This window comes from Pseudomonas eucalypticola (assembly GCF_013374995.1).
Classification (GTDB): Bacteria; Pseudomonadota; Gammaproteobacteria; order Pseudomonadales; family Pseudomonadaceae; genus Aquipseudomonas; species Aquipseudomonas eucalypticola.
In genome coordinates this window covers 3235794-3260669 of the sequence record NZ_CP056030.1, presented here as the reverse complement: position 1 = coordinate 3260669, position 24876 = coordinate 3235794, and the positions used below count along the sequence as shown (strand labels likewise).

Below are 24876 nucleotides of genomic sequence, written 5' to 3'. Positions count from 1 at the left end.
GCCCTTGTTCTTTCGAGCCCGCCATGCGCGACACCACCGCCCGTTTCACCCAAGGCTCGCTGGCCCGCCACGTGCTGGCCATGACCAGTGCCAGCGCCCTGAGCCTGCTGACGGTGTTTCTGGTCGATATCCTCACGCTGGTCTATGTCGCGCAGTTGCATGACCAGCGCCTGCTGGCCGCCGTGGGGCTGGCCAAGACCTTGCTGTTCGTCAACGCCGCATTCGTCTCGGGGCTGGTAATCGCGGCCGGGGTGGTGCTGTCCGAACGCATCGGCCACCACATGAGCCGACGGCTGGCGCGCCTGGTCAGCCACCTGTTGCTGATGGCCATGGCCGTGGCAGCGCTGATCGCCGGCGTCGAGCTGCTGGCCATGGCGCCGCTGGGGCGCTTGCTGGGTGCGGACCCGGCAGCTTACCCGACCGCCCGCTTGTATATCTGGACAACCCTGGTGGCCAGCGTGCCGGCGGCGGCCATGCAGATGTGCGCGCAGATCCTGCGGGCCCAAGGGCACGGGCGCCTGGCCCTGGGTGTGCTGGTGGCCGGGGCGGCGACCCTGGCGGTCGCCGATCCGCTGTTCATTCTGGGGCTGGGCTGGGGGGTGGAAGGCGCGGGGCTGGCGTTCGGCCTGTCCACACTGGTAGCCCTTGGGCTGGGCCTGGTGTTGGTCAGGCGCCATATCGGCCTCTCGGCGCGGCTCAACGTTCGCTGGCTGAGGTTGCACGTTGGCCGCCTGGCGCCCATCGCGGTGCCCGCCATGCTCGGCAACCTGGCGATGCCGGTGGGCATCACCTACCTGATGGTGACCCTGGCAGCCTTCGGTACCTCGGTGCTGGCCGGCATGGCCGTGGTCGATCGCCTCCTGCAACTGGGCTACTGCTTGTATTTCGCCTTGCCCAGCGCGCTGGTGCCGGTGATTGCCCAGAACCTGGGCGCCGGCCGAGACGACCGCGCGCGCCAGGCAGTCGGCTTTACAGCCAAGCTGGTGGTCCTCTATGGTGTGGCGCTATGGGCCGGTTTGTACCTGGCCGGGCCGGCCATCGCCGACTACTTCCAGCTGCTGGACGAGGGGCGGGCGCTGTTGCTGCTGTTCTGCCAACTAGGCGCCGGGCTGTGGCTGCTGTTCGGCCTGGACTTCCTGGCCCAGTCGATGTTCCTGACCATGGGCCGGGCCTGGTGGGTACCGGCGTTCGGCTGGTTGCGCGGCACCCTCGGGTCGCTGCCATTCGTTTACCTGGGCGCGCACTGGCAAGGTGGACGTGGCGCGGTGTTGGGCATGTGGCTGGGCAACGCACTGGTGGCGCTGTTGGCGATTGCCACCGCCGTGGGCGCTGCACGGCTATTTTTCCGCCAGCGGGCCAAGGCCGCTGGGGTTTCTTCACAGTAACGGGTTTTTATGTCAGTCAAGGATTCTCACCAGGAGGCGCTCGAGCCGCCAGCACCCAAGCGTCGCCGCGCCCCGAAGGGCGAAATGCGCCGCATGGCCTTGCTGGACGCCGCCACCCAAGTGTTCGCCAGGGATGGCTATCAGGCGGCGTCGATGCGCGACGTGGCCGATATCGCCGGCATTACCACGGTCGGGCTGCTGCACCATTTTCCCAACAAGGTGGCATTGCTGCGCGCCTTGCTCGACCGCCGCGACCAGCGCGTGGTGGAGCGTTTCGGCGAACTGGACACGTCACCGACGCTGGACGGGTTCCTGCGCTTCCTGCGCATGAGCATGGGCTTCAGCGTGGAGGATGCCAGCGAGTGCCAGGCGGCGTTGATGATCAACATCGAGAGCCTCTCGGACAAGCACCCGGCGTTCCCCTGGTACCAGGAAAAGTTCGACGTGGTGCACGGCCACGCCCAGGCGCACCTGGGGTCGCTGGTGGAGGCGGGGGCCATACGCGCCGACGTCGATATCAGCGCGCTGGCGCTGGAGATCTTCTCGGTGATGGACGGGTTGCAGATCCAATGGCTGCGCGGCCGGGAAAGCGTGGACGTGATGCACGTCTTCGACTTGTACCTGCGGCGGTTGGGGAAGGATTTGGCGGTGGGGGGCTGAAGCTGAAAGCCTCAAGCTTCAATCGATACTGCGCCAGACAAACAAGGCTGTCGAGGTGATCTTACAGACATAACTGGCGCAAAACAGATGTGGGATCGGGCTTGCCCGGGAAGCGCCGCGGAAGCCAGAGTCCTGCACCTGGCAGCCCTGATGCAATCCTCAGCCTGGCCTTTCGAGGAAAACCCGAAAATCCTGGCATGAAATCGCATTAGGGCCACCAAGCGCATGTCGTGGTTTCCTGGGAGCCCTTCAGATCGAGCGCCGCCCGCGCGGCGCTTCCCGGGCAAGCCCGGTCCCACATCTGTTTCGGGCCAGTCAAGCCTGGGTGATCACCTTGGCCGCCTTGTTGGCACCACCACAAATCTGCAGCGAACAAACAAAACGGACCAGGTAATGGCCCAGACAAAACTGGCCCGAAACAGATGTGGGAGCGGGGGGGGGGGCGCCGAGCCCTTGCCCGGGAAGCGCCGTGCGGACGGCGCTCGATCTTGAGAGCGCCGCAGAAGCCAGAGTCCTGCACCTGGCAGCCCTGATGCATTCCCCAGTGGCGAGCAAGAAAGGCTCATCCATGAGCCACAAGCGGGGTCAAACAGCGATCAGTAACGCTGCGAAGCCGACACCTGCACGGCTTTCTGCAGTGGCGCGGGCAACGGGTTGCTGTCGCGGGTGGTCAGTTGCTCGGCGTACAGGGTGGTCAGGGTCTGGCTCAGGCTCAGGTCGGCGGAGCTGGTGCCCACGCGGATCTTGTACTTGCCAGCATCGACGTTCCAGCTGTCGGTGTTGTCCACGTAGTAAGCCAGCGAACGCGAGTCCAGCGGGATGCTCACGGTCTTGCTCTGGCCAGGCTTGAGGTACACCTTGGTAAAACCCTTGAGCTCTTTCTCCGGGCGGGCGACCGCCGGGTTCACTGGCTGCACGTACAACTGCGCGGTTTCGAAGCCAGCCTTGCTGCCGGTGTTGGTCACGGTGAATTTGACGTTCACGGTGGCGCCCGGGGTCAGCACGTTGCTCGATAGCTTCATGTCGCTGTAGGCGAAAGTGGTGTACGACAGACCGAAGCCGAACGGGTACAGCGGCTTGGTGTTGTTCTTGTCGTACGCGCGGTAGCCCAGGTACAGGCCTTCGCTGTAGGTCATGTCGGTCAGCGCGTTGGTGCCGCGGTATTGCGCTGGGTCCGGGTAGGACGCATAGCTGGCGTTGTCCTCGATTTTCTTGTCGATGGTGACCGGCAGCTTGCCCGATGGGTTGACCTTGCCATACAGGATCTCGGCCAGGGCCTGACCACCTTGCTGGCCTGGCAGCCAGGCTTGCAGGCTGGCGCCGACCTTGTTGGCCCACGGCTGCATGTTGGACACGCCGCCACCGTGCATCACCACGATGGTGTTGGGGTTGGCCTTGGCCACCGCGGTGATCAGGTCAGCCTGTTGGTCGGGCAGGTCGAAACCGTGGTCCGAGCCTTCGCCTTCGTTCTCATAGTTGGTACCGACGGCGACCACGACAGCGTCGTAGTTGGCCAGGTCTGCCGGCGGCTTGAGCGCGGACCAGCTCATCTGCACGCCCGCCAGGCCGCCCAGGGCCGGGGTGAAGTTGCCCGCGGTGCGCTGGTACTCGAGCTTCACGCTGTAGGATTTGCCAGCGGTGAGGGCCGAGGTCTTTGCCGAGGTCACCAGGGCGTTGACCACGTCGCTGGAGTACGCCACGCCATCGCTCTGCAGCACCAGCTCATCGTTGACCCACAGCTTGTACGGGCCGTCGGCGCGTACCTTGAAGATCTGCGGGCCGCTGACGGTCGGCTTGATGGTGGCGGTGAAGCGGGCCGAGAACGCACCCGCCGTCGGGGTGAAGCCCGAGACCGTGGTGGTACCGGCGTCGGTGACGTTGGTGCTGGTGGTCCAGTTCAGGTTCACGCCCGGCTCGACACGGGTCAGCGCCGGGTCACCGGAGAAGCTGGTGTTGGCGTAGTACTCGGCCTTCACGCCCGAGTTGCTGATGCTGTTCTGCCCAGTGGACGGCTGGTACCACACCGAGGCCTTGGGGTTCAGGCTCAGGGCGGGCAGGTAGGTGACGTTGCTGCTGCTCGACGCCAATTGCTGCAGGCCGCTGAGTTCAGTCACGTAGCTGTTGGGGGGCGAGTTGGCCGTACCGAACGGCGAGCCCGGGGCTTCCAGCGCCCAGTCGCCGATGACCGCGACCTTGGCCGACTTGGCCAGCGGCAGCAGTGGCGCGCCAGCCGAGGTGTTTTCGTTGCGCAGCAGCACGATGGCTTCGCGGGCGGTGTCCAGCGCGGCCTTGGCGCCGTACTCGGTGTGTTCCAGGGTCTGGGCGGTGTTGAGGTTTTCCTGCAGGTCGTAGCTGACGATGCCACGCAGGTTGCGCTTGACCTTGTCGTCGATGACGTTCTGGGTCAACTGGCCGCTCCACAACAGCGGCATCAGGTTGGCTTCGGTGAATTGCAGGCCCGACGGCATGTCGATGTCGGTGCCGGCCCAGGCACCCTTGAAGGCATCGTGAATGGCATTGAAGTCACTGATGACCATGCCTTGATAGCCCCATTCGCCCTTGAGCACGTCGGTGATCAGGTGGTGGTTTTCGCAGGCGTAATCATCGTTGACCTTGTTGAAACCGCACATGATCGACGCCACGTTGGCGTTCTTGACCATGGACTCGAAGCCCGGCAGGTACAGTTCGCGCAGGGTGCGCTCGTCCACGTGCACGTTCACCGCCTGGCGGTTGGCTTCCTGTTCGTTGGCCAGGAAGTGCTTGCCGCTGGCCTGGATGCCTTGCACCTGGATGCCGTTGACCACGGCCGGGGCCAGCACGGCGCCCAGGAACGGGTCTTCGCCGCTCAGGTACTCAGCCGAACGGCCGCCGTAGGGGGTGCGGTACAGGTTGACGCCTGGGGATAGCATTTGCTGGCCGCCGGAAATACGGGTTTCGTAGGCGATGGCCTGGCCGAATTCCTTGGCGCGGTTGATGCTCCAGGTAGCGGCCAGGGCCGACTGCGACGGGTACTGGGCGCCAAACGTGGCGTTGTTGACGTGCACGCCCATGGACGAATCGTAGGCCACGGTGCCCTGGATGCCCCACTTGGTCAGCTTGGGGATCATGTGGCCGTCGTCGACGCGGGTGAAGTTGATCTTCTCCGAGGTGCTCATGTTGTCGAGGATCGAGCTGACCCGCGCTTCCACGGCGTTGCCGGTGGCGGGGGTAGCGGTGGCCGCCAGGGCCAGGTGCGCCTGGGCGACACCCAGGGCCAACAGGCTCAGGCCCAGGGTACGTCGCAGGGTGGTAGGGTTCATTGCTGCTGCTCCTGGGCAGGGGCGTCGTCAGTGACGATCGGGGCGTCATCCACCGAGGTGGCGGTCTGGGTGGCGGTCTGCACGCGGTCGACGCCGGAGATCTGGTCGCGCTTGGCTTCAATCTGCTGGCGAACTTCCTGCATGGAAGAAGTGCTGGCAGCAGACGTTGAATCTGCCGCGCAGGCGACAAAACTCTGGGCGCACAGAAGTACAGTGCCCATGACAGGCAATATGAGCTGTTTCATCAATAATGTCTCAGATGATGGCTAAGTAATAGCAAGTCGGCGGCGATCGATTAAAGAAGGCGAAAGCGCGACCGGAGAGTAAGTCTGGATGATGCCTTTAAAAGTTCAATGTTCGCAAAGATATTTTTTCAAACGCGACAAAGTGTATGAAAAAGGCGTTGGTGAGGTCTTTTTTTCAACCTGTAGTGTCGTGAAAAAACTAGTGTTATGGGGTTTTAGTTATCAATAATTGCTTAATAAGCCGGTTTCTCGAGTAAAAAACTCTAAGTAATCCGCATTGTCGGGTTGAAAAATGCTATTTAGTAAACCTAATTGCAGTTAGGTTTTAGCTTCTGGTAAGCTGTGTCAGCGCTGAAACCTTCATGTCGATAGTTGCGCTTCCTCTGGATTTAAATTCCCTGACTAGTTGCCTGTTAGTTGTGCGAACTAACGAGCGGTATTTGAAAAACATCAATGTCTGGCTACGCCGCTAATACCGAGCTGGCCGCCACCGGCCTATCGCCAAGAAGTGTAATGTCCTATTGCAAACTGCCTGTTCCAACGCAGCCAAGTGTGTGTCATTGGCTGGTCGAACATACCGACGTCAAGGCGGCCGATATCAACCGGGCGGTCAAGTTGTGCCTGGCACAAAGCGGCCATGACGATGACTGCGTGGACGCCCTGATTCGCCTCGGTGCCGTGCGTGATGAGGAAGTGGCCCAGGCGTATGCGACGCTGCTGGCGGTACCGCGGCTGGACATGGAACAGGCTTGCGCCCTGGACGCCCCCGCGTTGATCGGCAGTGAACGGTTCCTGCGCCATTACGGCCTCGTGGTGCTGCACGCGGGCCCAGCGCACCTCAGTGTGGCCGCCCGTGCACCCGTCTCTGGTTATGGCCTGGACGCCTTGGGCTACCTGGCCCGGCAGCCTCTGTCGCTGGTGATCGCCACGGCCGTCGAGATCAATACCCTGATCGAGCGTTTCCACGGCCAGGGGCGCAGTGCCATGGATGCCTTGATCGAGTCATTGGACGGTGATGGCGATGCCCTGGACGACATCGAGCATCTCAAGGACCTCGCCAGCGAAGCACCGGTGATCCGCCTGGTGAACCTGATCCTGCAGCGTGCGGTGGAGTCCCGGGCCTCTGACGTGCATGTCGAGCCGTTTGAAGGCCAGTTGCAGGTGCGCTATCGCATCGACGGCCTGCTGGTGCAGGGCGAAGCGCCTCCGGCCAGCCACGCCGCCGCGGTGATTTCGCGCCTCAAGATCATGGCCCGCCTGGACATCGCCGAGCGCCGCCTGCCTCAGGACGGGCGCATCATGCTGCGCATCCAGGGCAAGGAACTGGACCTGCGCGTTTCAACGGTGCCCACCAGCTTCGGCGAATCGGTGGTGATGCGCCTGCTGGACCGCCAGACCGTGCGCTTCGATTTCCCCACGCTGGGCATCGACGGCCCGCGCCTGGCCACCTTGCTGGACCTGCTCGAACGCCCCCACGGCATCCTGCTGGTGACCGGCCCCACCGGCTCGGGCAAGACCACCACGCTTTATACCGCGCTGACGCGGCTCAACACCGCCGAACGCAAGATCATCACCGTCGAAGACCCGGTGGAATACCAACTGGGCGGCATCAACCAGATCCAGGTGAAGCCGGCCATCGGCCTGGACTTCCCTGGGGCGCTGCGCTCCATCGTGCGCCAGGACCCGGACGTGATCATGATTGGCGAGATGCGCGACCTGGAAACCTGCCGCATTGCCATTCAGTCGTCCCTGACCGGCCACCTGGTGCTCTCCACGCTGCACACCAACAGCGCTGCGGCGAGCATCACGCGCCTGCTGGACATGGGCGTAGAGCATTACCTGATCGCCTCGACGTTGCAGGGCATCCTGGCCCAGCGCCTGGTACGACGCCTGGACCCCGCCACGCGCATTGCCTTCCCGGCACCCCCGGAACTGGTGGCCCAGCACCACCTGGACCGTTACACCGAACAACGCCCGATCATGCTCTACCGCCCCGATAGCGACGCCGCCGGCGGCGGTTATCACGGCCGCAGCGCGATCACCGAACTGCTGGTGATGAATGACGAACTGCGCAGCTTGCTGATGCGCCAGGCGGACGTGGCAACCCTGGAAGAAGCGGCCCGCCGTCACGGTCTGGTGACCTTGTACGAAGATGGCCTGCGTCAGGCCTTGGCGGGTATCACCTCGCTGGAAGAAGTGCTTCGCGTGGCGCGGGGCGACTGACATGGCTACGTTTCGCTACCGCGCCCTGGACGCTGACGGCACTGCGCAGAAAGGCAACCTGCAAGCCACCGATGACCGTGTCGCGCTGGCCCAGTTGCAGGCGCGCGGCTGGCTGGTGCTGGAACTGGAAGCGGGCAGCCAGCGCATGGCCCGTGGCAGCGTCGCCCTCAACGGCGCCGCCCTGGTCAGCTTCACCCAGCAACTGGCGACCCTGCTGGGCGCCGGCCAACCCCTGGAACGCTCGCTGGGCATCCTGCTCAAGCAGACCCAGGCGCCCAAGGCCCACGCCCTGATCGAACGCATCCGCGAACAGGTGAAAGCCGGCAAGCCCTTGTCCCAGGCGCTGGAAGAGGAGGGCGGGCAGTTCTCCACCCTGTACATCAGCATGGTCCGCGCCGGCGAGGCCGGCGGCGCCCTGGAAAACACCCTCCGCCAGCTCAGCGATTACCTGGAGCGCAGCCAGACCCTGCGCGGCGAAGTGATCAACGCACTGATCTACCCGGCCTTCCTGATCGTCGGCGTGCTGGGTTCCCTGGCCCTGCTGCTGGCTTACGTGGTGCCGCAGTTCGTGCCGATTTTCCGCGACCTGGGCGTGCCGATTCCGCTGATTACCCAGGTGATTCTGGCGCTGGGCGAGTTCCTCAGCGCCTGGGGCCTGATGGTGCTTGCCGGGCTCATCGTGGTCGTCTGGGGCACGGCAATCGCCCTGCGCGACCCGGCCCGGCGCCAGCGCAACGACCGGCGTCTGTTGCGCATCAAGGTCATCGGCCCGTTGCTGCAACGCATCGAAGCCGCCCGCCTGGCGCGCACCCTGGGCACCTTGCTCAGCAACGGCGTGGCGCTGTTGCAGGCGCTGCAGATCGTGCGCCAGGTGTGCAGCAACCGCGCCGTCGTCGCCCAGGTCGAACACGCCACCGAGTGGGTCAAGGGTGGCGGCACGTTGGCCAGCGCGTTTGGCCAGCAACCGCTGCTGCCGGAACTGGCCATCCAGATGATCGACGTCGGCGAACAGGCCGGCGAGCTGGACAGCATGCTGCTGAAAGTCGCCGAGGTGTTCGACGTCGAAGCCAAGCGCGGCATCGACCGCCTGCTCGCTGCTCTGGTGCCCAGCCTTACCGTGGTCATGGCCGTGATGGTCGCCGTGATCATGCTCGCCATCATGCTGCCGCTGATGAGCCTCACCAGTAACATTTAAAGGAACCAACCCCATGAAAACCATGAAGTCGGCCCGTCGCCAGGGCGGTTTTACCTTGCTGGAAATGCTCGCGGTGATCGTGCTGCTGGGCATCGTCGCCACCATCGTCGTGCGCCAGGTGGGCGGCAACGTCGACAAGGGCAAGTACGGCGCCGGCAAGGCGCAACTGGCCAGCCTGAGCATGAAGGTGGAAAGCTACGCGCTGGACGTGGGTTCGCCGCCGGCCAACCTCAACCAGTTGGTGACCAAGCCGAGCAACGGCGGCAACTGGGCCGGCCCGTACGCCAAGCCGTCGGACCTCAAAGACCCGTTCGGCCATGCCTTCGGCTACCGCTTTCCCGGTGAGCACGGCAGCTTCGACCTGATCTTCTATGGCCAGGACGGCCAACCCGGCGGCGACGGCTACAACGCTGACCTGGGCAACTGGGAATAACGCTGATGCACAGGGCCCGGGGCTTCACCCTGCTGGAAATGCTGGTGGTGATCGTGCTGATCGGCGTGGCTGCGGGCCTGGTGGGCTATGGCCTGCAACGCGGGCTGCACAGCGCCGGTGAGCGCAAGGCCTTGGCCCTGGTCGTGAACACGCTGCGCGCAGCGCGGGTGCAGGCCATCGTCACCGGGCAGCCCGCCCGCGCCCGTTTCGACTTGCAACAGCGCACCGTGCAGGCCCCGGGCAAACCACCGGTGCACTGGCCCAAGGAGTGGCAGGTGCGCGTGCAGACCGCCGAAGGCCTGGGCGCCGGGTTCGAGTTCTACCCCGACGGCGGCGCCAGCGGTGGCAACGTGCTGATCACCCAGGGCCCGCGTCGTTGGCGCGTGGACGTGGCCTGGCTGACCGGCGCCGTGCGCCTGCGCGACCTGCCATGACGCACCAACGGGGCTTCACGCTGCTGGAAATGCTCGCGGCGCTGGCGGTGCTGGCGCTGTGCGCCACCGTGCTGTTGGGCGCATTTGGCCAGAGTGCCCGCGCCTTGCAGCACACCCAGCGCAGCGACCGGCTGAACCTGGCGGCCCGTTCATTGATGGACGCCCTGGGCGATGGGCCCTTGGCGCCAGGGCGCAGCCAAGGGCAGTGGGATGACGTGCAGTGGACCCTGGACGTGGCCGCGGTGCCTTCAGTACCCGGCCCCGACCGTTTGTGGCAATTGGACCTGCGCCTGAAGGCCGAGGGGCGCGAAGCTCGCTTCAGCACGCTGCAAGTACGCAGCGCGGGGCTGGCGCCATGAAGGCTGAACGCGGCTTTACCCTGCTGGAAATCCTCGTGGTGCTGAGCCTGCTCGGCATCTTGCTGGGCCTTGTCGGCACTGCGCTGGTCAGCGCCAACCGCGCTTCGGCCAAGGCCGAACGGTTCAGCCAGCGCCTGGACGATCTGCGCGCGGCCCAGGGCTACCTGCGCCGCGCCATCAGCCAAGCGCTGCCGGTGGCGGCGGGGGAGGCGGCGGCCAAGCCAGCGGTGTTCAGCGGCCAGGCCCATGGCCTGAGTTTCTACGCGCCGCTGCCCGAGTCGGTGGGGGGCGGGCTGTTCCAGCAGCAAGTGAGCCTGGAGCACCACCGGTTGCGGGTTCGCCTGGCGCGCCTGCAAGGCACCACCCTGCAGCCGTTTGGCGAACCCCAGGTGCTGCTGCCCGACGTGGAGCAGGTGACGTTCAGTTATCGCGGCCTGGCGCCCCTGGGCAAGGACAGCGGCTGGCTGGCCACCTGGCCCTGGCCGGAGCGGTTGCCCCGGGCCGTGCGCATCGAGGCCCGATTGCGTGGGCCGGTGCCCTGGGTGACCGAGCAGGTCAGCCTGCGGCTGGACCTGGCCAGCGAGGCCACGCCATGACGGCCCAGCGCGGCGTCGCCCTGCTGGTGGTGCTGTGGGTGCTCGCGGTGCTGGCAACCTTGCTCGGCGCGCTGGCCGCCACCGTGCAGGTGCAGCATCGTCAGGCCCAGTGGCAAGCCAGCCATACCCAGGCGGTGTTCGCTGCCGAGGCCGGGGTGGCCCAGGCGGTGATGGCGCGCCAGGCCCGCGATCCCCACGCGCGCTGGCCCGCTGACGGCCAGCCGCACCAATTGCGGCTGGGGGATGCCGACGTGCGCGTCAGCCTGTACAGCGAGCGCGGCAAGCTGGACCTCAACGCCGCCTCGGCGCCGGACCTCAGCCGCCTGCTCAAGGCCTGCGGAGCCGCGCCCCAGGCCATCGAGCCGTTGCTGCAAGCGCTTGAACATCTGCGCCAGGGCCCTGTGCCGCTGCGCACGCTGGACGAATTGCGCGAGCTGCCGGGCATGGGCTTCGCGCTGTACCACTGTGCCGTGCCGTGGATCACCGTATGGTCCGGCCAGGCCCAACCCGACCCGGCATTGGCCCCGGCACCGCTGGCCCGGGCACTGGCGTTGCCTGCGGTGCGTGAGCCCGACGCCGACCCTGGGCCGATCCTCACCGTGCAGAGTGAGGCGCGCTTGCCCAACGGCTACCACGCCACGTTGCAGGTCACCCTGATGTTGACCCAGACAAAGGAGGGCGCCAGGCCATATCGGGTCCTGCGCTGGCAAGAATGAAAATAAGGTTACCGAATGTGCTGGAGCGCCTGCGGCACGGGCTTTATCCCCTGGTTCGGCAGTGGCAGGCCAGCCGCGCCCGGCGCTGGCTGCTCGCCTGGTTGCAGGAATTGCACGGGCTGCTGCCAACCCCGCTGCGCGCACGCCTGGCCAGCGGCCCGGCCGTGCAGCGGCTGGCATGGCCGTTGCCGACCCGCCTCGATGCCACGTGCCCGGCGGTACTGGAACTGCCTGCCCTGGAAGTCATGGCGCAAACCATCACCCTGCCTGCGGCCGCCACCGCTGACCTGACACGGGTGCTGGCCTTCGAGCTGGACCGCTACACGCCGTACGCCGCCGACCAAGTGCACTTCACGGCCCGGGTCCTGCGGCGTAACGGCGACCAGGCACGGGTACTGCTGGTGGCGGTGAGCCGCGAGCGCCTGGCTGCGATACTTGAGCAGTGCCAGGCAGCGGGCCTGACGCTGCGTGGCATCGATGCCAAAGCGGGCAACGGCGAGCCACTGGGTATCGACCTGTTGCCCGCGCACCTGCGCCCGGCACCGTCGCGCACAGCCCGGCTCAACCGGGGGCTGGCCGTGGGCGCCGTGGTGCTGCTGGCGGCCCTCATGCTGGCGACCCTCGGCCAGCGGCAGGCCCAGGTCGACCGCATGGCGCAGGCAGTGGCCCAACAGCGTCAACAGGTGCAGGCCCTGGAGGCCGTGCGCCATGAGCTGACCGACACCCAGGGCGCCGCCCGTTACCTCGCCCGGCTGAAGACCGCGCGCCCGACCGCCACCGCGCTGCTGACCGAGCTCAGCGCCTGCCTGGGTGATGACACCTGGCTGGAGCAACTGGAAGTGCGCGACAACGGTGACGTCAGCCTCAGTGGCCAGAGCCGCCATGCCAGCGCCCTGATCAGCCGCGCCCGGGACTGCCACAGCCTGCAAGGCGCGCATTTCCAGGGCGTGATTCAGCCCGATTCGCACACCGGCAACGACCGTTTCGCCCTGGCAGCGCACCTTTCCCAGGAGGCCGCCGATGCGCCGACCCCCGACCCGCAATGAACGTCGCCTGGGCGCCCTGGCGCTGTTGGCCGTGGTGCTCTACGGCGCCTGGTACGTGTTGATCGACAGCTGGTTCGCCACGCCCATGGCGGCGCTGGCCGACCAGGCCCGGGTACTCGATGCCCAGCACCAGCGCTACGCCCGGCTACTGGCACAGGGGCCGGCGCTGCAGGCTGAACTGGAACGCGCGCGTCAGGACCCCGCCAGCCGTCGCAGCCTGTTGCCGGGCGAGGACCCCAGTGCGGCCGCCGCTGACTTGATGCAGGCGCTGGTGGACAAGGTCAAGGCCGTGTCGGCCCTGGGCCCGGGCTGCGAGGTCAGCCAGCGCATGCCGGTCGTGCCCGAGCAGGACAGCGCCCAGGCCTATCGGCAGGTGAAGGTCAGCCTGACGCTGGCCTGCGGCACCGGACCCCTGCTGCAGTGGCTGCACCAGCTCGAATACGGCCAGCCGTACCTGTTTGTCGAGGCCCTGAACATCAGCCGTGCCACGGATGCGCCGGAAAAAGGCGCGGCGGGGCGGTTGAAGGTGCAGGTGCTGCTGCGCGGTTACCTGACCGGCGCGGCCCAGGGAGCCCAGCCATGACGTTCATGCGCAGCACGTTGGGCCTGGCCTCGCTCAATGGCCTGCTGTTGGCGGCCGTCGCGTGGCAGTGCCTGGGGGTCGAACCCGCCCCCCGGTGGGCACCCATGGCGCAGCATTCGCCACCACCCATCCAGGCCGCGCCCGTGCCTGCGTTGCGGCCACTGTCCGATAGCGAGCGCCAAGTGGCCTGGCAGCACCCGCTGTTCAGCCCCGACCGCCAGGCCGATGCGGCCAAGGGTGGGGCCGGCGCGCCGACGTTGGACGGTGTGCGCCTGAGCGGCGTGGTGGTCGACGGCGACCAGCGCTGGGCACTGGTGCGCCTGGCCAACCAGCGCTCTCTGAAGCTGCGGCTGGGCGATGCCCTGGACAATGGCTGGACCCTGGCCGAGGTCAGCGCCACTACCGCCACGTTCCAGCGCCTGGGACAGGCGCACACCTTGAATCTGCCGGTGCCGCGCCTTCCCGCGACGGCCGCGGCGCCTTTGCTCACCCTTCCTCACGTAGCGGCACCATGACTGATACCTTGCGCCTCACCCCGATTGCCGCGCGCCTGCGCGCCCCGACCCTCGGCCTGGCGGCCGCCCTGGTACTGGCCGGCTGCAGCGGCCAGGCCCATGACCTCGCCAATGACCCGGCCCTGATGCATGAAGCCTTGAACGGCACCGGCGACCAGCGCGCGCCGCTGCCCGTGGAACCCGTGGCTGCGCCCGCCGCGCCCACGCTGACCCCGGCGTCACGCCAGGTTATCGTCGGCAACCAGCGCTTCATTCGCCCCCCCGCAACGGCCAAGGCGCCTGCCGCAGGCGCCGGCGAGCAGGGCGACATCATGTTCAACTTCACCGACCAGCCCATCGAAGCGGTCATCAACACCGTGATGGGCGACCTGTTGCACGCCAACTACAGCATCGCCCAGGACGTGAAGGGCAACGTCAGCTTCTCCACCTCGAAACCGGTGAACAAGCAGCAGGCCCTGTCGATTCTGGAAACCCTGTTGTCCTGGACCAACAACGCCATGATCCGCCAGGGCGACCGCTACGTGATCCTGCCCGCCGCCCAGGCGGTGGCTGGCAAGCTGGTGCCCGAGATGCCAGTGGCCGCGCCCACGGCGGGCATGTCGGCACGCCTGTACCCGCTGCGCTACATCGCCGCTACCGAAATGCAGAAGCTGCTCAAGCCGTTCGTGCGCGACAACGCTTTCCTGCTGGTGGACCCGGCGCGCAACGTGCTCAGCCTGGCTGGCACACCGCAGGAACTGGCCAACTACCAGGACACCATCGACACCTTCGACGTGGACTGGCTCAAGGGCATGTCCATCGGCGTCTACGGCCTGCAGCACGCCTCGGTGGCCGAGCTGATGCCGCAGTTGCAGAAACTCTTCGGCCCCGACAGCGGCATGCCCCTGTCGAGCATGGTCAAGTTCATGCCCAACGAGCGCACCAATTCCATCGTTGCCATTTCCTCCCAGCCGGCCTATCTGCAGGAGGTGGCGGACTGGATCAAGACCATCGACGAAGGCGGCGGCAACGAGCCGCAGATGTACGTGTATGACGTGCGCAACATGAAAGCCACGGACCTGGCCAAGTACCTGCGCCAGATCTACGGCAACGGCCAGATCAAGGACGACAGTGCCGCCAAGGTGGCCCCCGGCGTGCGGACTACCACGTTGTCGTCCCTCAATGGCACTGGTACCAGTACGAGCAGCCAACTGGGCGGTAGCCTCGGTACCCAGGCCAGCACCACCCAGCCGAGCACCTCCCAGGACGATGAGGACAGTGACAGCGACGACAGCGGCGCCGATACCTCTGCCACTGGCACTGCGCAGAAAACCCTGGAAGAAAGCGTGCGCATCACGGCGCAGAAGGGCACTAACCAATTGCTGGTGCGCACCCGCCCGGCCCAGTGGAAAGAGATCGAGTCGGCGATCAAACGCCTGGACAACCGTCCGTTGCAGGTGCAGATCGAAACCCGCATTCTGGAGGTCAAGCTCACCGGTGAACTGGATCTGGGCGTGCAGTGGTACCTGGGCAAACTGGCGGGCAATTCCTCCAGCACCACCGTGGCCAACACCAGTGGCAGCCAGGGCGCGCTGGGCAGTGGCGGGGCAGGGTTGGGGTCGACCGATTCGTTGTTCTACTCGTTCGTCAGCAGCAACCTGCAAGTGGCGCTGCATGCGCTGGAAACCACTGGCCGCACCCAGGTGCTGTCGGCGCCGTCGCTGGTGGTGATGAACAATCAGCAGGCGCAGATTCAGGTGGGCGACAACATCCCCATCACCCAGACGACCGTCAATACCAGCACCTCGGCCACCACGCTGAGCAGCGTGGAGTACGTGCAGACCGGCGTCATCCTCGACGTGACCCCGCGCATCAACCCGGGCGGCCTGGTGTACCTGGACGTGCAGCAACAGGTCAGCGACGCCGACACCAGCAGCGTCACCACCACGCAGCCGAATCCGAGCATTTCCACGCGCTCGGTGTCGACCCAAGTCGCGGTGCAGAGCGGGCAGACGGTATTGCTGGGTGGCTTGATCAAGCAGGACAACGCCGAGTCCACCTCCAGCGTCCCGGGCCTGGGGCGTATTCCGGGGTTGCGGTGGTTGTTCGGCAGCACCAGCAAGTCCAAGGACCGTACCGAGCTGATTGTGTTGATTACCCCGCGGGTGGTGGCCAGTGGCGACGAGGCGCGGCGGGTAACGGATGATTATCGCCAGCAGATGCAGTTGATCGGTCGCTGAAGGGCAGGGGGCTGCAACGCTGCCAACCTGGAGCGCGCGCCATGTGCACGGCGCGCGCTCGGTAGCGTCAGGCTGCTTATTAAGGCGCACTGCCGGGTGCACTGCCTCCTGACCCGGCCGCCGGGGGTACCTGCGGCGCGGTCGACTGCGTCTGGGTAAACAGTACATCGTCAGTCTGGTCAGGGCCTTGTCCGCCGGCCGTAACTTGTACCGCACGCTGCACCGCCAGCGGCAACGGATTGCTGCTGGTGACCGACAGCTGCTGGCGGAAGGGGCTCAGTACCCGGCCGCGCAGGCGTATGTCGTTGGACGCCGCGCCCACGCCGATGGTGAACACGTCTGCGTCCACCACCCAGGCATTGCGGTTAGGGTTGTAATAGGCCAGGGATCGGCCGTTCAGCTCGATGGTCACGCGCTGGCTCTGGCCTGGTTGCAGCAGCACCTTCTGAAAGCCCTTGAGTTCCTTGACGGGCCGCGTCAGGCGCGGGTTGCGCTGGCCGACGTACAGCTCAGCCACCTCGGCCCCGGCCCGCTGGCCGGTATTGGTGACGTTGAACGACACCCTGATCGGCGCATTGCCGAATGCCACCGGCGGGTTGACGCTGATGTTCGAATAGCTGAACTGGGTATACGACAGCCCGTAGCCGAACGGATACAGCGGCGTGGTCCCCAGTTTCTCGTAACCGCGATAGCCCAGCAGCAGGTCACCGGCATAGCTGAGCTGGGTGAGGGTGCCGTTGTTGTCGAACTGCGGGAAGTAGTTGTAGAGCGGGTTGTCCTGCAGGTTGCGCTCCAGGCTGATGGGCAGCTTGGCCGAAGGGTTGACCTGGCCGAACAGAATCTCCGCCAACGCCTGGCCGCCGTTCTGCCCGGGATAGAAGGCATGCAGCAAGCCGCCCACCTGGTCCACCCAGTCGTTGACCTTCAGCCCCGTGCCGCCGTGCAAGGCGACGATGGTGTGGGGGTTCTGGCTGGCGATGCTCTGGATCAACTGCCCCTGGAATTCAGGCAGTTCCCACATGTGGTCGAAGCCTTCGCCTTCGTACTCGTTGCTGTTGCCCGCGGCCACCAGCACCGCGTCGTAGCCGGCGATGTCGCTGGGTGCCACCAGCGAAGCCCAACTCATCTGCACGCCGGTCAAGCCGCCCAGGCTGGCGATGTAACTGGGGCGGCGCGAGTATTCCAGCACCACGTCATAAGCCTGGCCAGCCTGCAGGGTGATCTTGGCGTACTGCGGAATGGTCGGCGGAATGGCGTTGTCGGGCAGCGGTGTGCCGTCACCGTTGTTGATGATTTGCTGGCCATTGACGGTCAGGTGAATCACCCCGTCCGCGCGCACCTTGAACACATGCTCACCGCTGACCGTCGGGGTGACGCGCCCGGTCCAGCGAATCGAGGTACTGGCGGTGTTGCCGTCGGTGGGCAGGTTGGTGTCACTGTCCCAGTTGAGGTTCACGTAGGTGTCGGTGCGGGTGGTAGCAGCGGTGCCGCTCCAGTCGGTGTTGGTGAAGTACTCGGCCGTCAGGCCAGGCACTTCGGTGGTGCCATCGGCGTCCAGGTGCGTCCAGGTGACAGCGGCCGGGTCCAGCGACAGCCCGTCCAGGAACGTGACCTGGGCCTGGGGCGCGGCTTGCGCCAGGCCGCTGGTTTCGCTGATGTAGTCCAGCGCCGAGGCATAAGCGCTGCCGAACCCGCTGGGTGGCGCGTATTTCCCGAGCACACCCACCACCGCTATTTTCTTCACGGCGGCGGGGTCCAGCGGCAACAGGTTATTCTGGTTTTTCAACAGCACGATGCCTTCGCGTGCCACGTTCAATGACGCCTGGTTACTGGCCAGGCTATTGGTGTCATGGACGGTGGGCGGCACATAAGTATCGAAGTCGAACAAGTAGATCTGTCGCAGAATACGCCGCACTTTGTCATTGATGGTGGCGACACTCAATACCCCGCTGTTGATAGAGGGCGTGAGTACCGTGGCGTTCATTTGCGTGCCGAACAGCATGTCGATATCGGTGCCAGCCTGGGCGGCTTTCAAGCCATCGATAATGGCGCCGTAGTCGGTTTGCACGAAGCCGGCAAAGCCCCACTGGTCCTTGAGAATGTCGCGGATCAAGTGCGAACTTTCACAGGCATGATCACCATTGACCTCCTGAAAGGAGCACATCATCAAAGACACTTTGCCGTTCTTGGCGGCAGACTCGAAGGGTGGCAGGGTTATTTCCCGTAATACCCGTTCGGGAATACTTTCGTCGAGGGTGAAACGGTTGGTTTCCTGGTCATTGGCCGCGTAGTGCTTGGCATCGGCCCATATGCCCCGGGACTGAATGCCATTGATGACCGCCGGGGCCATGCTGGCGCCCAGGAACGGGTCCTCGCCACTGACATATTCAAAGTTGCGCCCGCCGTAGGGCATGCGGTACATGTTCATGCCGGGCCCGGTGATGTAGTAGTAGCCGCCACTGGCGGTGTCATAACCCAGCGCGCGGCCGAAATCCACCGCCCGGCGCAGGTTGAATGAAGCCGCGAGGCTCGGGCCGCTGGGGTACACCACGCCCTGGTCATTGCCCTGGTTGGTGTAACGCAGGCCCAGGCCGCCATCGGCGCCCAGTATCTGTGGCAGGTTGAAGCGCGGCAGGGGCTTGACGTCCCAACCGCCGGTGCCGCCGATGTAGTCCAGCTTTTCTGCCAGGGTCATCTGGCTCAGAGTTTGGCGCGCCAGTGTGTCGGCCTGTTGCGCCGTGCGCGCCCAGGCGGCGTTGCTGCTTATTTGAGCAATACCGAGGGCCAACAGGGTAAGGGAAGTTGCAAGTGCGGGTGAGCGTGTTCTTCTCATTTTAATTACTCCCACCGGCGACCCTCCAGGGAGGACCGGGCGTAATAATGACAACGAGGACGAACGTGTAAAGCAGGTGAAACAGAATCCACTGGCAGTGCCTTGAAAAAGGCGGCGGTTAAACTGGCTTTATCCGCAGGAAGTGTTATTTTGGATCCATGTAACCCGGCCTCGTTTATTTATTCAATGCCATGCCTGCATGGCGGTGCTGCGCTGATACGCATTGAATGGGACGCCCGTTTGTGTCGGCTGTCAAACTTTAATGGCGCAACGGTTATCATGTTTTCATCTAGGTTGACGCTTGAGTCGCAACTTTGGGTATTTATCCATTGTCCTGCTTTAATTGCCAAGTCTCGATGCAGTGTCTAAGGTAACGGGTGTTGTATATGAACGGGCAGCCGGAGAACGTTAACGACATAGTTGTCTAGCTCACTAAGTGGGAGGTCTATAATGAAAATAATCATCGCGACCGTCGCGGTTCTTTCGTTGTTGGTGATATCGAACATTGCCACCGGGGCCACTGGCCAGTGCAGTCCCGTCTCTGGCATGACGTCGGCATGACCCATACCCACCACAGCACAGGGGTAGGCAACGCCCATGGTGATGCAACCCAGCGCCGATGGCCGACCCGCCACGTCCACAGCCCGGCCCCCCGAACCTGATGCCGTTGAGGCATTGTGCGCCTGGCTGGCCGACCACGCCGGGCTCAAGCCCGCGGACCTGGAGCGCGCGCTGCGTCTTGCCCCCGCCGGCAGCCCGCACAGTGCCTTGCCAGGGCTGTTGACGCGACTCGGGCTGGTGTCAGAACAGGAGATGGCGCGCGGCTGGGCAGCCGTGTTGGGGCTGCCACTGCAAGGCGGCGATACCGCCCCCGACACCCTGGAGCCGTTACCCGCGCTCAGCGAACGCTTCTTGCGCCACCACCAGGTGGTGCCCGTGGGCTGGCAGGAAGGCACCCTGCAATTGCTCATGGCCGACCCTCACCACGTCTACCCGCTGCGCGCCGCAGCCTACGCCGCCGGCTGCCCGGTGGCGCGCTGCGTGGGCACCCGCAGTGATATCGACAGCCTCATCGAACGCTACTACGGCCAAGGGCGCTCGGCCATGGGCAGCCTGGTGGAGCACCTGGACGGCGGCCACGGTGACCAGGCCGACGACATCGAGCACCTCAAGGACCTGGCCAGCGAGGCACCGGTGATCCGCATGGTCAACCTGATCCTCCAGCGCGCGGTGGAGCAGCGGGCCTCGGACATTCACATCGAGCCCTTCGAAAGCCAGTTCAAAGTGCGCTACCGGGTGGACGGTGTGTTGCTGGACGGTGAGGCACCGCCTGCGGCCTCCGCGCCGGCGGTGATTTCACGGGTCAAGATCATGGCCCGCCTGGACATCGCCGAACGCCGCCTGCCCCAGGACGGGCGCATCATGCTGCGCTTGCAGGGCAAGGAACTGGACCTGCGCGTGTCCACCGTGCCCACCAGCTTCGGCGAGTCGGTGGTGATGCGCCTGCTGGACCGCCAGACCGTCAGCTTCGACCTGCCCAGCCTCGGGTTCGACGGAGCTCGTTTGCAGGGGTTCCTGGCCTTGCTCGACAGGCCGCACGGCATCCTGCTGGTCACCGGCCCCACCGGCTCGGGCAAGACCACCACGCTGTACACCGCGCTGACCCGCCTCAACACCAGCGAGCGCAAGATCATCACCGTCGAAGACCCGGTGGAGTACCAAATCGAAGGCATCAACCAGATCCAGGTGAAACCGGCCATCGGCCTGGACTTCGCCGCCACCCTGCGCTCCATCGTGCGCCAGGACCCCGACGTGATCATGATCGGCGAAATGCGCGACCTGGAAACCTGCCGCATCGCCATTCAGTCCTCGCTCACCGGCCACCTGGTGCTGTCCACGCTGCACACCAACAGCGCCGCCGCGAGCATCACGCGCCTGCTGGACATGGGCGTGGAGAGCTACATGATCGCTTCCACGGTGATCGGCATCCTGGCTCAGCGCCTGGTACGCCGCCTGGACCCCGCCTGCAGTGAAGCGTTCGAGGCACCACCGGCGCTGGTGGCCGAGCACGGCCTGGACCGTTTCACCGATCAGCGCCCGATACGGCTGTACCGGCCCCGGACCGATGCGCCAGGGGGTGGTTACCGCGGCCGCTGCGCGATCACTGAGCTACTGGTGATGAACGATGAACTGCGCGGCCTGCTGATGAACCACGCCGATGCCGCCACCCTGGAGCAGGCGGCCCGCCGCGGCGGCCTGCGCACCTTGTACGAGGACGGCCTGCGTCAGGCGCTGGCCGGTATCACATCGCTGGAAGAAGTGCTGCGCGTCACCCGCAGCGAGTGAGTGAACGCCATGGCTCGTTTTCATTACCGCGTGCTGGACAGCGATGGCAGTGCCCGCCAAGGGGTGCTGGACGCCGCCGATCGCCAGGCCCTGGCGCTGCAACTGCAACGCCAGGGTGCCCTGGTCTTGCACATCGAACCGGCGGGTGGCCGGTGGCTGGCGTGGTCGCCGCGCCGCGGGCTGGGCACTGCGGCGCTGGCGGCGTTCACCCAACAGCTGGCGATTCTGCTCACCGCCGGGCTGGCGCTGGACCGCGCCCTGGGCATTCTCGTCAACGCGCCGGGCAAGGCCCAGGCGCCGGTGCGTGCCCTGATCGGCCGAGTGCGCGAGCGGGTTCAGGCCGGCCAGCCATTGTCGGCGGCGCTGGCCCTGGAGCCCGACCCGTTTACCCCGCTGTACCTGAGCCTGGTGCGGGCCGGGGAGGCGGGCGGGGCGCTGCCGGACAGCCTGCGGCAACTGGCCGACTACCTGGAACGCAGCCAGGCGTTGCGGGGCGAGGTCATCAATGCGCTGATCTACCCGGCGTTCCTGGTGGTGGGGGTGCTGGGCTCACTGGTGCTGTTGCTGGCCTATGTGGTGCCGCAGTTCGTGCCGATCTTTCAGGACCTGGGCGTGCCCATTCCGTTGGTGACCGAGGTGATTCTGGGGCTGGGGCAGTTCTTCAATCGGTTTGGCTTGATGGTGTTGGCAGCGTTGATCGTCGCCGGGCTGCTGGGTCGCCGTGCGCTGCGTGAGCCGGCCAGGCGCCTGCGTTGGGACCGACGCCTGCTGGGCTGGCCCGTGCTGGGCAACCTGGTGCGGCGCCTGGAAGCGGCGCGCGTGGCGCGCACCTTGGGGACACTGCTGGAAAACGGCGTAGCGCTGCTCGCGGCGCTGAAGATCACTTGCGACGTGGCGGCCAACCGCGCTGTGCGCGCCCAGTTGCAGGCGGCCACCGAAAAGGTCAAGGGCGGCGGCTCGTTGGCCCGAGCCTTGGCCCATGACAACCAACTGCCCGACCTGGCCTTGCAGATGATCCAGGTGGGGGAGGAAGCCGGTGAGCTGGACACGATGCTGCTCAAGGTCGCCGAAGTGTTCGACGCCGAAGCCCGCCGCAGCATCGCCCGGTTGCTGGCGGCCCTGGTGCCGACCCTGACCATCGTCATGGCGGTGCTGGTGGCCTTCATCATGTTGGCCATCATGCTGCCGCTGATGAGCCTGACCAGTAATATCTGAGGGCCTTGCCATGCTGCCGTTGCCTCGTGCTCGCGGTTTCACCCTGTTGGAAATGCTCGCCGTCATCGTATTGCTGGGCATTGTCGCCACCATTGTCGTGCGCCAGGTGGGTGGCAACGTCGACAAGGGCAAGTACGGCGCGGGCAAGGCGCAACTGGCCAGCCTGTCGATGAAGGTCGAGAGTTATGCCCTGGACATGGGCGCGCCGCCCAAGGATCTGGCACAGTTGGTGGACCGCCCTGCCGGCGACAGCCGCTGGTCGGGCCCTTATGCCAAGCCCTCGGACCTCAAGGACCCATTCGGCCACCCCTTCGGCTACCGCTTTCCCGGCCAGCACGGCAGTTTCGACCTGATTTTCTATGGCCAGGACGGCCAGCCGGGCGGCGAGGGCTATAACGCTGACCTGGGGAACTGGGAATGAAAGGCGGTCCTTTGCCCCTCCCAGCGCTGCGCCAAGCCGCCGGTTTCACGCTGCTGGAACTGCTGGTGGTCATCGCCCTGATGGCCGTGGCCCTGGGGGTGTTGGGTGTTGGCCTGGGGCACGGCATGGCCGCTGCGCGGGAGCGCCAGGCGCTGGGCGATATCGTCGGTGCGCTGCGTCAGGCGCGCACCCAGTCGGTGCTCAGCGGCCAGCCCCGGCAAGTACGCTTCGACCTGGCGGGCCATCGCTTTCAGGCCCCTGGCCAGGCGCCGGGGCGCTGGCCTGCCGACTGGGGGGTGCAGTTGACCACGGCCGCCGAACTGGGTGCGGCTGTGGCCTTCTTTCCCGACGGCAGTTCCACGGGCGGTCACCTGCTGGTGCAGCGCGGCACGCGCCAGTGGCGTATCGACATCGGCTGGTTGACCGGCAGCGTGCGCCTGCGGGCCCAGCCATGAAGCGCGCGAGGGGCTTTGGCCTGGTGGAAATGCTCGCCGCGCTGGCGGTGTTCGCGCTAGGCTGCACGGTGCTGCTGGTGGCGTTCGGGCAGGCGGCGCGCACCCTGGAGCAAGTACGCGCCAGTGACCGCCTGAGCCTGGCGGCCCGCAGCCTGATGGACGAGCAGCGCGGCCAGCGCCTGCAGGCCGGCGAGCGCAACGGCCGTGATGGCGCACTGCGCTGGCGCCTGCGCGTCACCCGCGAGCCAGGGCCGGCCACGCTGCTGCCCCTGTGGCGCCTGGACCTGGACGTGCGCGAAGGCCGGCGCCGGCTGCGTGTCAGCACCCTGGCGGTGCAAGCTCGGCCGGCCCTGGACGCCAGCCGATGAAACGCCCGGCCAGCGGTTTCACCTTGCTCGAAATGCTCTTCGCGCTGGTCCTGCTGGGGGTGCTGATGGGCCTGCTGGGCAGCGCATTGCTGGGGGCCAACCGCGCAGCCCTCAAAGGCGAGCACTATGGCCAACGCCTGGAGGCCCTGCGCGCCAGCCAGAACTTCCTGCACCGCGCCCTTGAAGGCGCCTTGCCGGTGGAGTTGCCGGCTCAGGGCGATCAGCAACGGGTGTTCGACGGCGAACGTCAGCGCCTGGTGTTTGCCGCGGGCCTCAACAGCGCCCTGGGGGGCGGCCTGCAGGTGCACACGCTTGAGCTGGTGGAGCAGGGCGGCCACCAGGCCTTGCAAGTGCGCTTCGATCAGTTGCTGCGTGGCGTCGCGCGGCCCTGGGGCCAGCCCCAGGTGTTGCTGGACGACGTGCGCGATCTGCGCCTGAGCTACCGCGGCCGTGACGAGCGCGGCCAGCCCACCGCCTGGCTACCCCGCTGGCCGTGGCCGGCGCGTTTGCCCCAGGCGGTGCGCATTGAACTGGACAGTGACGGACCGGTGCCCTGGGTGGCCCAGGTGGTGGCGCTGCGCCTGGACCTCAGTGAAACCCAGGGGGCACCATGAACCGCCGACAACGGGGCATGGCCCTGTTGCTGGTGCTGTGGGCCATGGCCCTGCTCGCCATGCTGCTGGGCACCCTGGTAGTGCAGGTGCGCCAGCAGGCGCGCCTGGGCCTGTGGCAAACGCAGCATACCCGCGCCAGCCTGGCGGCCGAAGCCGGGCTGAACCTGGCAGTGCGCGCGCTGGTTGACACCGACCCGCAGCAGCGCTGGGTGGCCGATGGTCGTGTACAAACGTTGCGTTTCGACGATGCCGTGCTGCAGGTCAGTGTCCGCAGCGAGCGCGGCAAGCTGGACCTCAATGCTGGAGCGGCCGGGGATTTCGCTCGCCTGGTCGCGGCTCTGGGCGCTGGACAAGGCTCGGCACTGGCCGCGGCCCTGGACCAGCGCCGCAGCGACAACCAGCCGCCCTTGCGTGCCCTGGAGGAGTTGCGTGACCTGCCCGGCATGAGCACCGCGCTGTACCAGGCGCTGGTGCCCGAGGTGACCGTGTGGAGCGGCCAGGAAAGCCCCGACCCGGCATTCGCCACCCCGACGCTGCAGCGTGCCCTGGGCCTGCCCCGCGTCGCCGCCCTGGCCGGGGACGCCGGCCAGGTGCTAAGTATCCGCAGCCAGGCGCAACTGCCCGACGGGTTCACCGCCGTGATCGACAGCACGGTGCTACTGTCACCCATGGAGAACGGCGCGCGGCCCTTCCGGGTGGTGCGCTACAACGAGTGA

Annotated in this window: 23 protein-coding genes; 20 read left to right on the top strand and 3 right to left on the bottom strand. The window is 66.1% G+C overall.

The window, feature by feature from the left end; genetic code table 11:
• Positions 1 to 23 precede the first annotated feature (23 nt).
• Entirely contained in the window at positions 24 to 1385 is a 1362-nt protein-coding gene (locus tag HWQ56_RS14665; protein WP_176570964.1) for an MATE family efflux transporter, read from the top strand.
• A 9-nt stretch (positions 1386 to 1394) separates the two neighbouring features.
• A complete protein-coding gene (locus tag HWQ56_RS14660; protein ID WP_158159268.1) occupies positions 1395 to 2045 on the top strand; it encodes a TetR/AcrR family transcriptional regulator in 651 nt (216 codons plus the stop codon).
• Positions 2046 to 2641: 596 nt separating this feature from the next.
• Here HWQ56_RS14660 and HWQ56_RS14655 read toward each other — a convergent pair.
• Together HWQ56_RS14655 and HWQ56_RS14650 are read right to left on the bottom strand one after the other, a co-directional pair.
• Entirely contained in the window at positions 2642 to 5344 is a 2703-nt protein-coding gene (locus HWQ56_RS14655) for a beta-glucosidase (RefSeq protein ID WP_176570963.1), read from the bottom strand.
• Entirely contained in the window at positions 5341 to 5589 is a 249-nt protein-coding gene (locus tag HWQ56_RS14650) for a hypothetical protein (RefSeq protein WP_158159056.1), read from the bottom strand. Before HWQ56_RS14650 ends, HWQ56_RS14655 begins: the two co-directional genes overlap by 4 nt.
• A gap of 552 nt (positions 5590 to 6141) precedes the next feature.
• Here HWQ56_RS14650 and HWQ56_RS14645 point away from each other — a divergent pair.
• The 11 genes from HWQ56_RS14645 to gspD are packed head-to-tail and all read left to right on the top strand — an operon-like array spanning position 6142 to position 15908.
• Positions 6142 to 7812: a GspE/PulE family protein gene (locus HWQ56_RS14645; RefSeq protein ID WP_483414417.1), complete on the top strand. Its 1671-nt coding sequence runs from the start codon at positions 6142 to 6144 to the stop codon at positions 7810 to 7812.
• A gap of 1 nt (position 7813) precedes the next feature.
• On the top strand, positions 7814 to 9007 hold the full coding sequence (gspF, locus tag HWQ56_RS14640) for a type II secretion system inner membrane protein GspF (RefSeq protein ID WP_176570961.1): 1194 nt from the start codon (positions 7814 to 7816) through the stop codon (positions 9005 to 9007).
• 22 nt (positions 9008 to 9029) lie between these two features.
• Positions 9030 to 9440, top strand: coding sequence for a type II secretion system major pseudopilin GspG (gspG, locus tag HWQ56_RS14635; protein ID WP_176572408.1), 411 nt, complete (start codon positions 9030 to 9032; stop codon positions 9438 to 9440).
• Positions 9441 to 9445: 5 nt separating this feature from the next.
• Positions 9446 to 9874 (top strand): GspH/FimT family pseudopilin, encoded by a 429-nt coding sequence (locus HWQ56_RS14630; RefSeq protein WP_176570960.1) that lies wholly within the window; start codon positions 9446 to 9448, stop codon positions 9872 to 9874.
• Positions 9871 to 10233: a prepilin-type N-terminal cleavage/methylation domain-containing protein gene (locus HWQ56_RS14625; protein WP_176570959.1), complete on the top strand. Its 363-nt coding sequence runs from the start codon at positions 9871 to 9873 to the stop codon at positions 10231 to 10233. The genes HWQ56_RS14630 and HWQ56_RS14625 overlap by 4 nt, the downstream gene beginning before the upstream one ends.
• Positions 10230 to 10829, top strand: a complete 600-nt coding sequence (locus tag HWQ56_RS14620) for a prepilin-type N-terminal cleavage/methylation domain-containing protein (protein WP_176570958.1) — start codon at positions 10230 to 10232, stop codon at positions 10827 to 10829. The genes HWQ56_RS14625 and HWQ56_RS14620 overlap by 4 nt, the downstream gene beginning before the upstream one ends.
• Entirely contained in the window at positions 10826 to 11545 is a 720-nt protein-coding gene (locus HWQ56_RS14615) for a type II secretion system protein GspK (RefSeq protein ID WP_176570957.1), read from the top strand. Before HWQ56_RS14620 ends, HWQ56_RS14615 begins: the two co-directional genes overlap by 4 nt.
• Positions 11546 to 11562: 17 nt before the next feature.
• Positions 11563 to 12591, top strand: coding sequence for a type II secretion system protein GspL (locus HWQ56_RS14610; RefSeq protein WP_245217756.1), 1029 nt, complete (start codon positions 11563 to 11565; stop codon positions 12589 to 12591).
• Positions 12566 to 13174, top strand: coding sequence for a type II secretion system protein GspM (gene gspM, locus HWQ56_RS14605; RefSeq protein WP_176570955.1), 609 nt, complete (start codon positions 12566 to 12568; stop codon positions 13172 to 13174). Before HWQ56_RS14610 ends, gspM begins: the two co-directional genes overlap by 26 nt.
• Entirely contained in the window at positions 13171 to 13689 is a 519-nt protein-coding gene (locus HWQ56_RS14600) for a general secretion pathway protein GspN (RefSeq protein ID WP_176570954.1), read from the top strand. Before gspM ends, HWQ56_RS14600 begins: the two co-directional genes overlap by 4 nt.
• The gene (gspD, locus tag HWQ56_RS14595; protein ID WP_176570953.1) at positions 13686 to 15908 is read left to right on the top strand and encodes a type II secretion system secretin GspD; all 2223 of its coding nucleotides are present in this window, start codon (positions 13686 to 13688) and stop codon (positions 15906 to 15908) included. The genes HWQ56_RS14600 and gspD overlap by 4 nt, the downstream gene beginning before the upstream one ends.
• A 79-nt stretch (positions 15909 to 15987) precedes the next feature.
• Here the strand turns inward: gspD and HWQ56_RS14590 are convergent, their stop codons facing one another.
• Complete coding sequence (locus HWQ56_RS14590; protein WP_176570952.1) at positions 15988 to 18741, bottom strand: beta-glucosidase; 2754 nt, start codon at positions 18739 to 18741, stop codon at positions 15988 to 15990.
• 597 nt (positions 18742 to 19338) lie between these two features.
• Here HWQ56_RS14590 and gspE point away from each other — a divergent pair.
• The 7 genes from gspE to HWQ56_RS14555 are packed head-to-tail and all read left to right on the top strand — an operon-like array spanning position 19339 to position 24876.
• Positions 19339 to 21087: a type II secretion system ATPase GspE gene (gene gspE / locus HWQ56_RS14585; RefSeq protein ID WP_245217755.1), complete on the top strand. Its 1749-nt coding sequence runs from the start codon at positions 19339 to 19341 to the stop codon at positions 21085 to 21087.
• Positions 21088 to 21096: 9 nt separating this feature from the next.
• Entirely contained in the window at positions 21097 to 22302 is a 1206-nt protein-coding gene (gspF, locus tag HWQ56_RS14580) for a type II secretion system inner membrane protein GspF (protein WP_176570951.1), read from the top strand.
• Between the two features lie 10 nt (positions 22303 to 22312).
• A complete protein-coding gene (gspG, locus tag HWQ56_RS14575) occupies positions 22313 to 22723 on the top strand; it encodes a type II secretion system major pseudopilin GspG (protein ID WP_176570950.1) in 411 nt (136 codons plus the stop codon).
• On the top strand, positions 22720 to 23178 hold the full coding sequence (locus HWQ56_RS14570) for a GspH/FimT family pseudopilin (RefSeq protein WP_176570949.1): 459 nt from the start codon (positions 22720 to 22722) through the stop codon (positions 23176 to 23178). The genes gspG (HWQ56_RS14575) and HWQ56_RS14570 overlap by 4 nt, the downstream gene beginning before the upstream one ends.
• Positions 23175 to 23546 carry a type IV pilus modification PilV family protein gene (locus tag HWQ56_RS14565; protein ID WP_176570948.1) on the top strand — a complete coding sequence of 124 codons (372 nt, stop codon included), beginning with the start codon at positions 23175 to 23177 and terminating at the stop codon, positions 23544 to 23546. Before HWQ56_RS14570 ends, HWQ56_RS14565 begins: the two co-directional genes overlap by 4 nt.
• Entirely contained in the window at positions 23543 to 24160 is a 618-nt protein-coding gene (locus HWQ56_RS14560; RefSeq protein WP_158153120.1) for a type II secretion system protein GspJ, read from the top strand. Before HWQ56_RS14565 ends, HWQ56_RS14560 begins: the two co-directional genes overlap by 4 nt.
• Positions 24157 to 24876: a type II secretion system minor pseudopilin gene (locus tag HWQ56_RS14555; protein WP_176570947.1), complete on the top strand. Its 720-nt coding sequence runs from the start codon at positions 24157 to 24159 to the stop codon at positions 24874 to 24876. The genes HWQ56_RS14560 and HWQ56_RS14555 overlap by 4 nt, the downstream gene beginning before the upstream one ends.

Excerpts from the sequence above, each read along its gene's own strand:
- HWQ56_RS14565 (WP_176570948.1), top strand. The coding sequence starts at position 23,175 with ATGAAGCGCGCGAGGGGCTTTGGCCTGGTGGAAATGCTCGCCGCGCTG.
- HWQ56_RS14555 (WP_176570947.1), top strand. The coding sequence starts at position 24,157 with ATGAACCGCCGACAACGGGGCATGGCCCTGTTGCTGGTGCTGTGGGCC.
- HWQ56_RS14590 (WP_176570952.1), bottom strand. The coding sequence starts at position 18,741 with ATGAGAAGAACACGCTCACCCGCACTTGCAACTTCCCTTACCCTGTTG.
- HWQ56_RS14625 (WP_176570959.1), top strand. The coding sequence starts at position 9,871 with ATGACGCACCAACGGGGCTTCACGCTGCTGGAAATGCTCGCGGCGCTG.
- HWQ56_RS14560 (WP_158153120.1), top strand. The coding sequence starts at position 23,543 with ATGAAACGCCCGGCCAGCGGTTTCACCTTGCTCGAAATGCTCTTCGCG.
- HWQ56_RS14655 (WP_176570963.1), bottom strand. The coding sequence starts at position 5,344 with ATGAACCCTACCACCCTGCGACGTACCCTGGGCCTGAGCCTGTTGGCC.
- HWQ56_RS14600 (WP_176570954.1), top strand. The coding sequence starts at position 13,171 with ATGACGTTCATGCGCAGCACGTTGGGCCTGGCCTCGCTCAATGGCCTG.
- gspG (WP_176572408.1), top strand. The coding sequence starts at position 9,030 with ATGAAGTCGGCCCGTCGCCAGGGCGGTTTTACCTTGCTGGAAATGCTC.
- HWQ56_RS14650 (WP_158159056.1), bottom strand. The coding sequence starts at position 5,589 with ATGAAACAGCTCATATTGCCTGTCATGGGCACTGTACTTCTGTGCGCC.
- gspF (WP_176570961.1), top strand. The coding sequence starts at position 7,814 with ATGGCTACGTTTCGCTACCGCGCCCTGGACGCTGACGGCACTGCGCAG.
- HWQ56_RS14630 (WP_176570960.1), top strand. The coding sequence starts at position 9,446 with ATGCACAGGGCCCGGGGCTTCACCCTGCTGGAAATGCTGGTGGTGATC.
- HWQ56_RS14660 (WP_158159268.1), top strand. The coding sequence starts at position 1,395 with ATGTCAGTCAAGGATTCTCACCAGGAGGCGCTCGAGCCGCCAGCACCC.
- gspM (WP_176570955.1), top strand. The coding sequence starts at position 12,566 with ATGCGCCGACCCCCGACCCGCAATGAACGTCGCCTGGGCGCCCTGGCG.
- HWQ56_RS14665 (WP_176570964.1), top strand. The coding sequence starts at position 24 with ATGCGCGACACCACCGCCCGTTTCACCCAAGGCTCGCTGGCCCGCCAC.
- gspD (WP_176570953.1), top strand. The coding sequence starts at position 13,686 with ATGACTGATACCTTGCGCCTCACCCCGATTGCCGCGCGCCTGCGCGCC.
- gspE (WP_245217755.1), top strand. The coding sequence starts at position 19,339 with ATGGTGATGCAACCCAGCGCCGATGGCCGACCCGCCACGTCCACAGCC.
- gspF (WP_176570951.1), top strand. The coding sequence starts at position 21,097 with ATGGCTCGTTTTCATTACCGCGTGCTGGACAGCGATGGCAGTGCCCGC.
- HWQ56_RS14615 (WP_176570957.1), top strand. The coding sequence starts at position 10,826 with ATGACGGCCCAGCGCGGCGTCGCCCTGCTGGTGGTGCTGTGGGTGCTC.
- gspG (WP_176570950.1), top strand. The coding sequence starts at position 22,313 with ATGCTGCCGTTGCCTCGTGCTCGCGGTTTCACCCTGTTGGAAATGCTC.
- HWQ56_RS14620 (WP_176570958.1), top strand. The coding sequence starts at position 10,230 with ATGAAGGCTGAACGCGGCTTTACCCTGCTGGAAATCCTCGTGGTGCTG.
- HWQ56_RS14570 (WP_176570949.1), top strand. The coding sequence starts at position 22,720 with ATGAAAGGCGGTCCTTTGCCCCTCCCAGCGCTGCGCCAAGCCGCCGGT.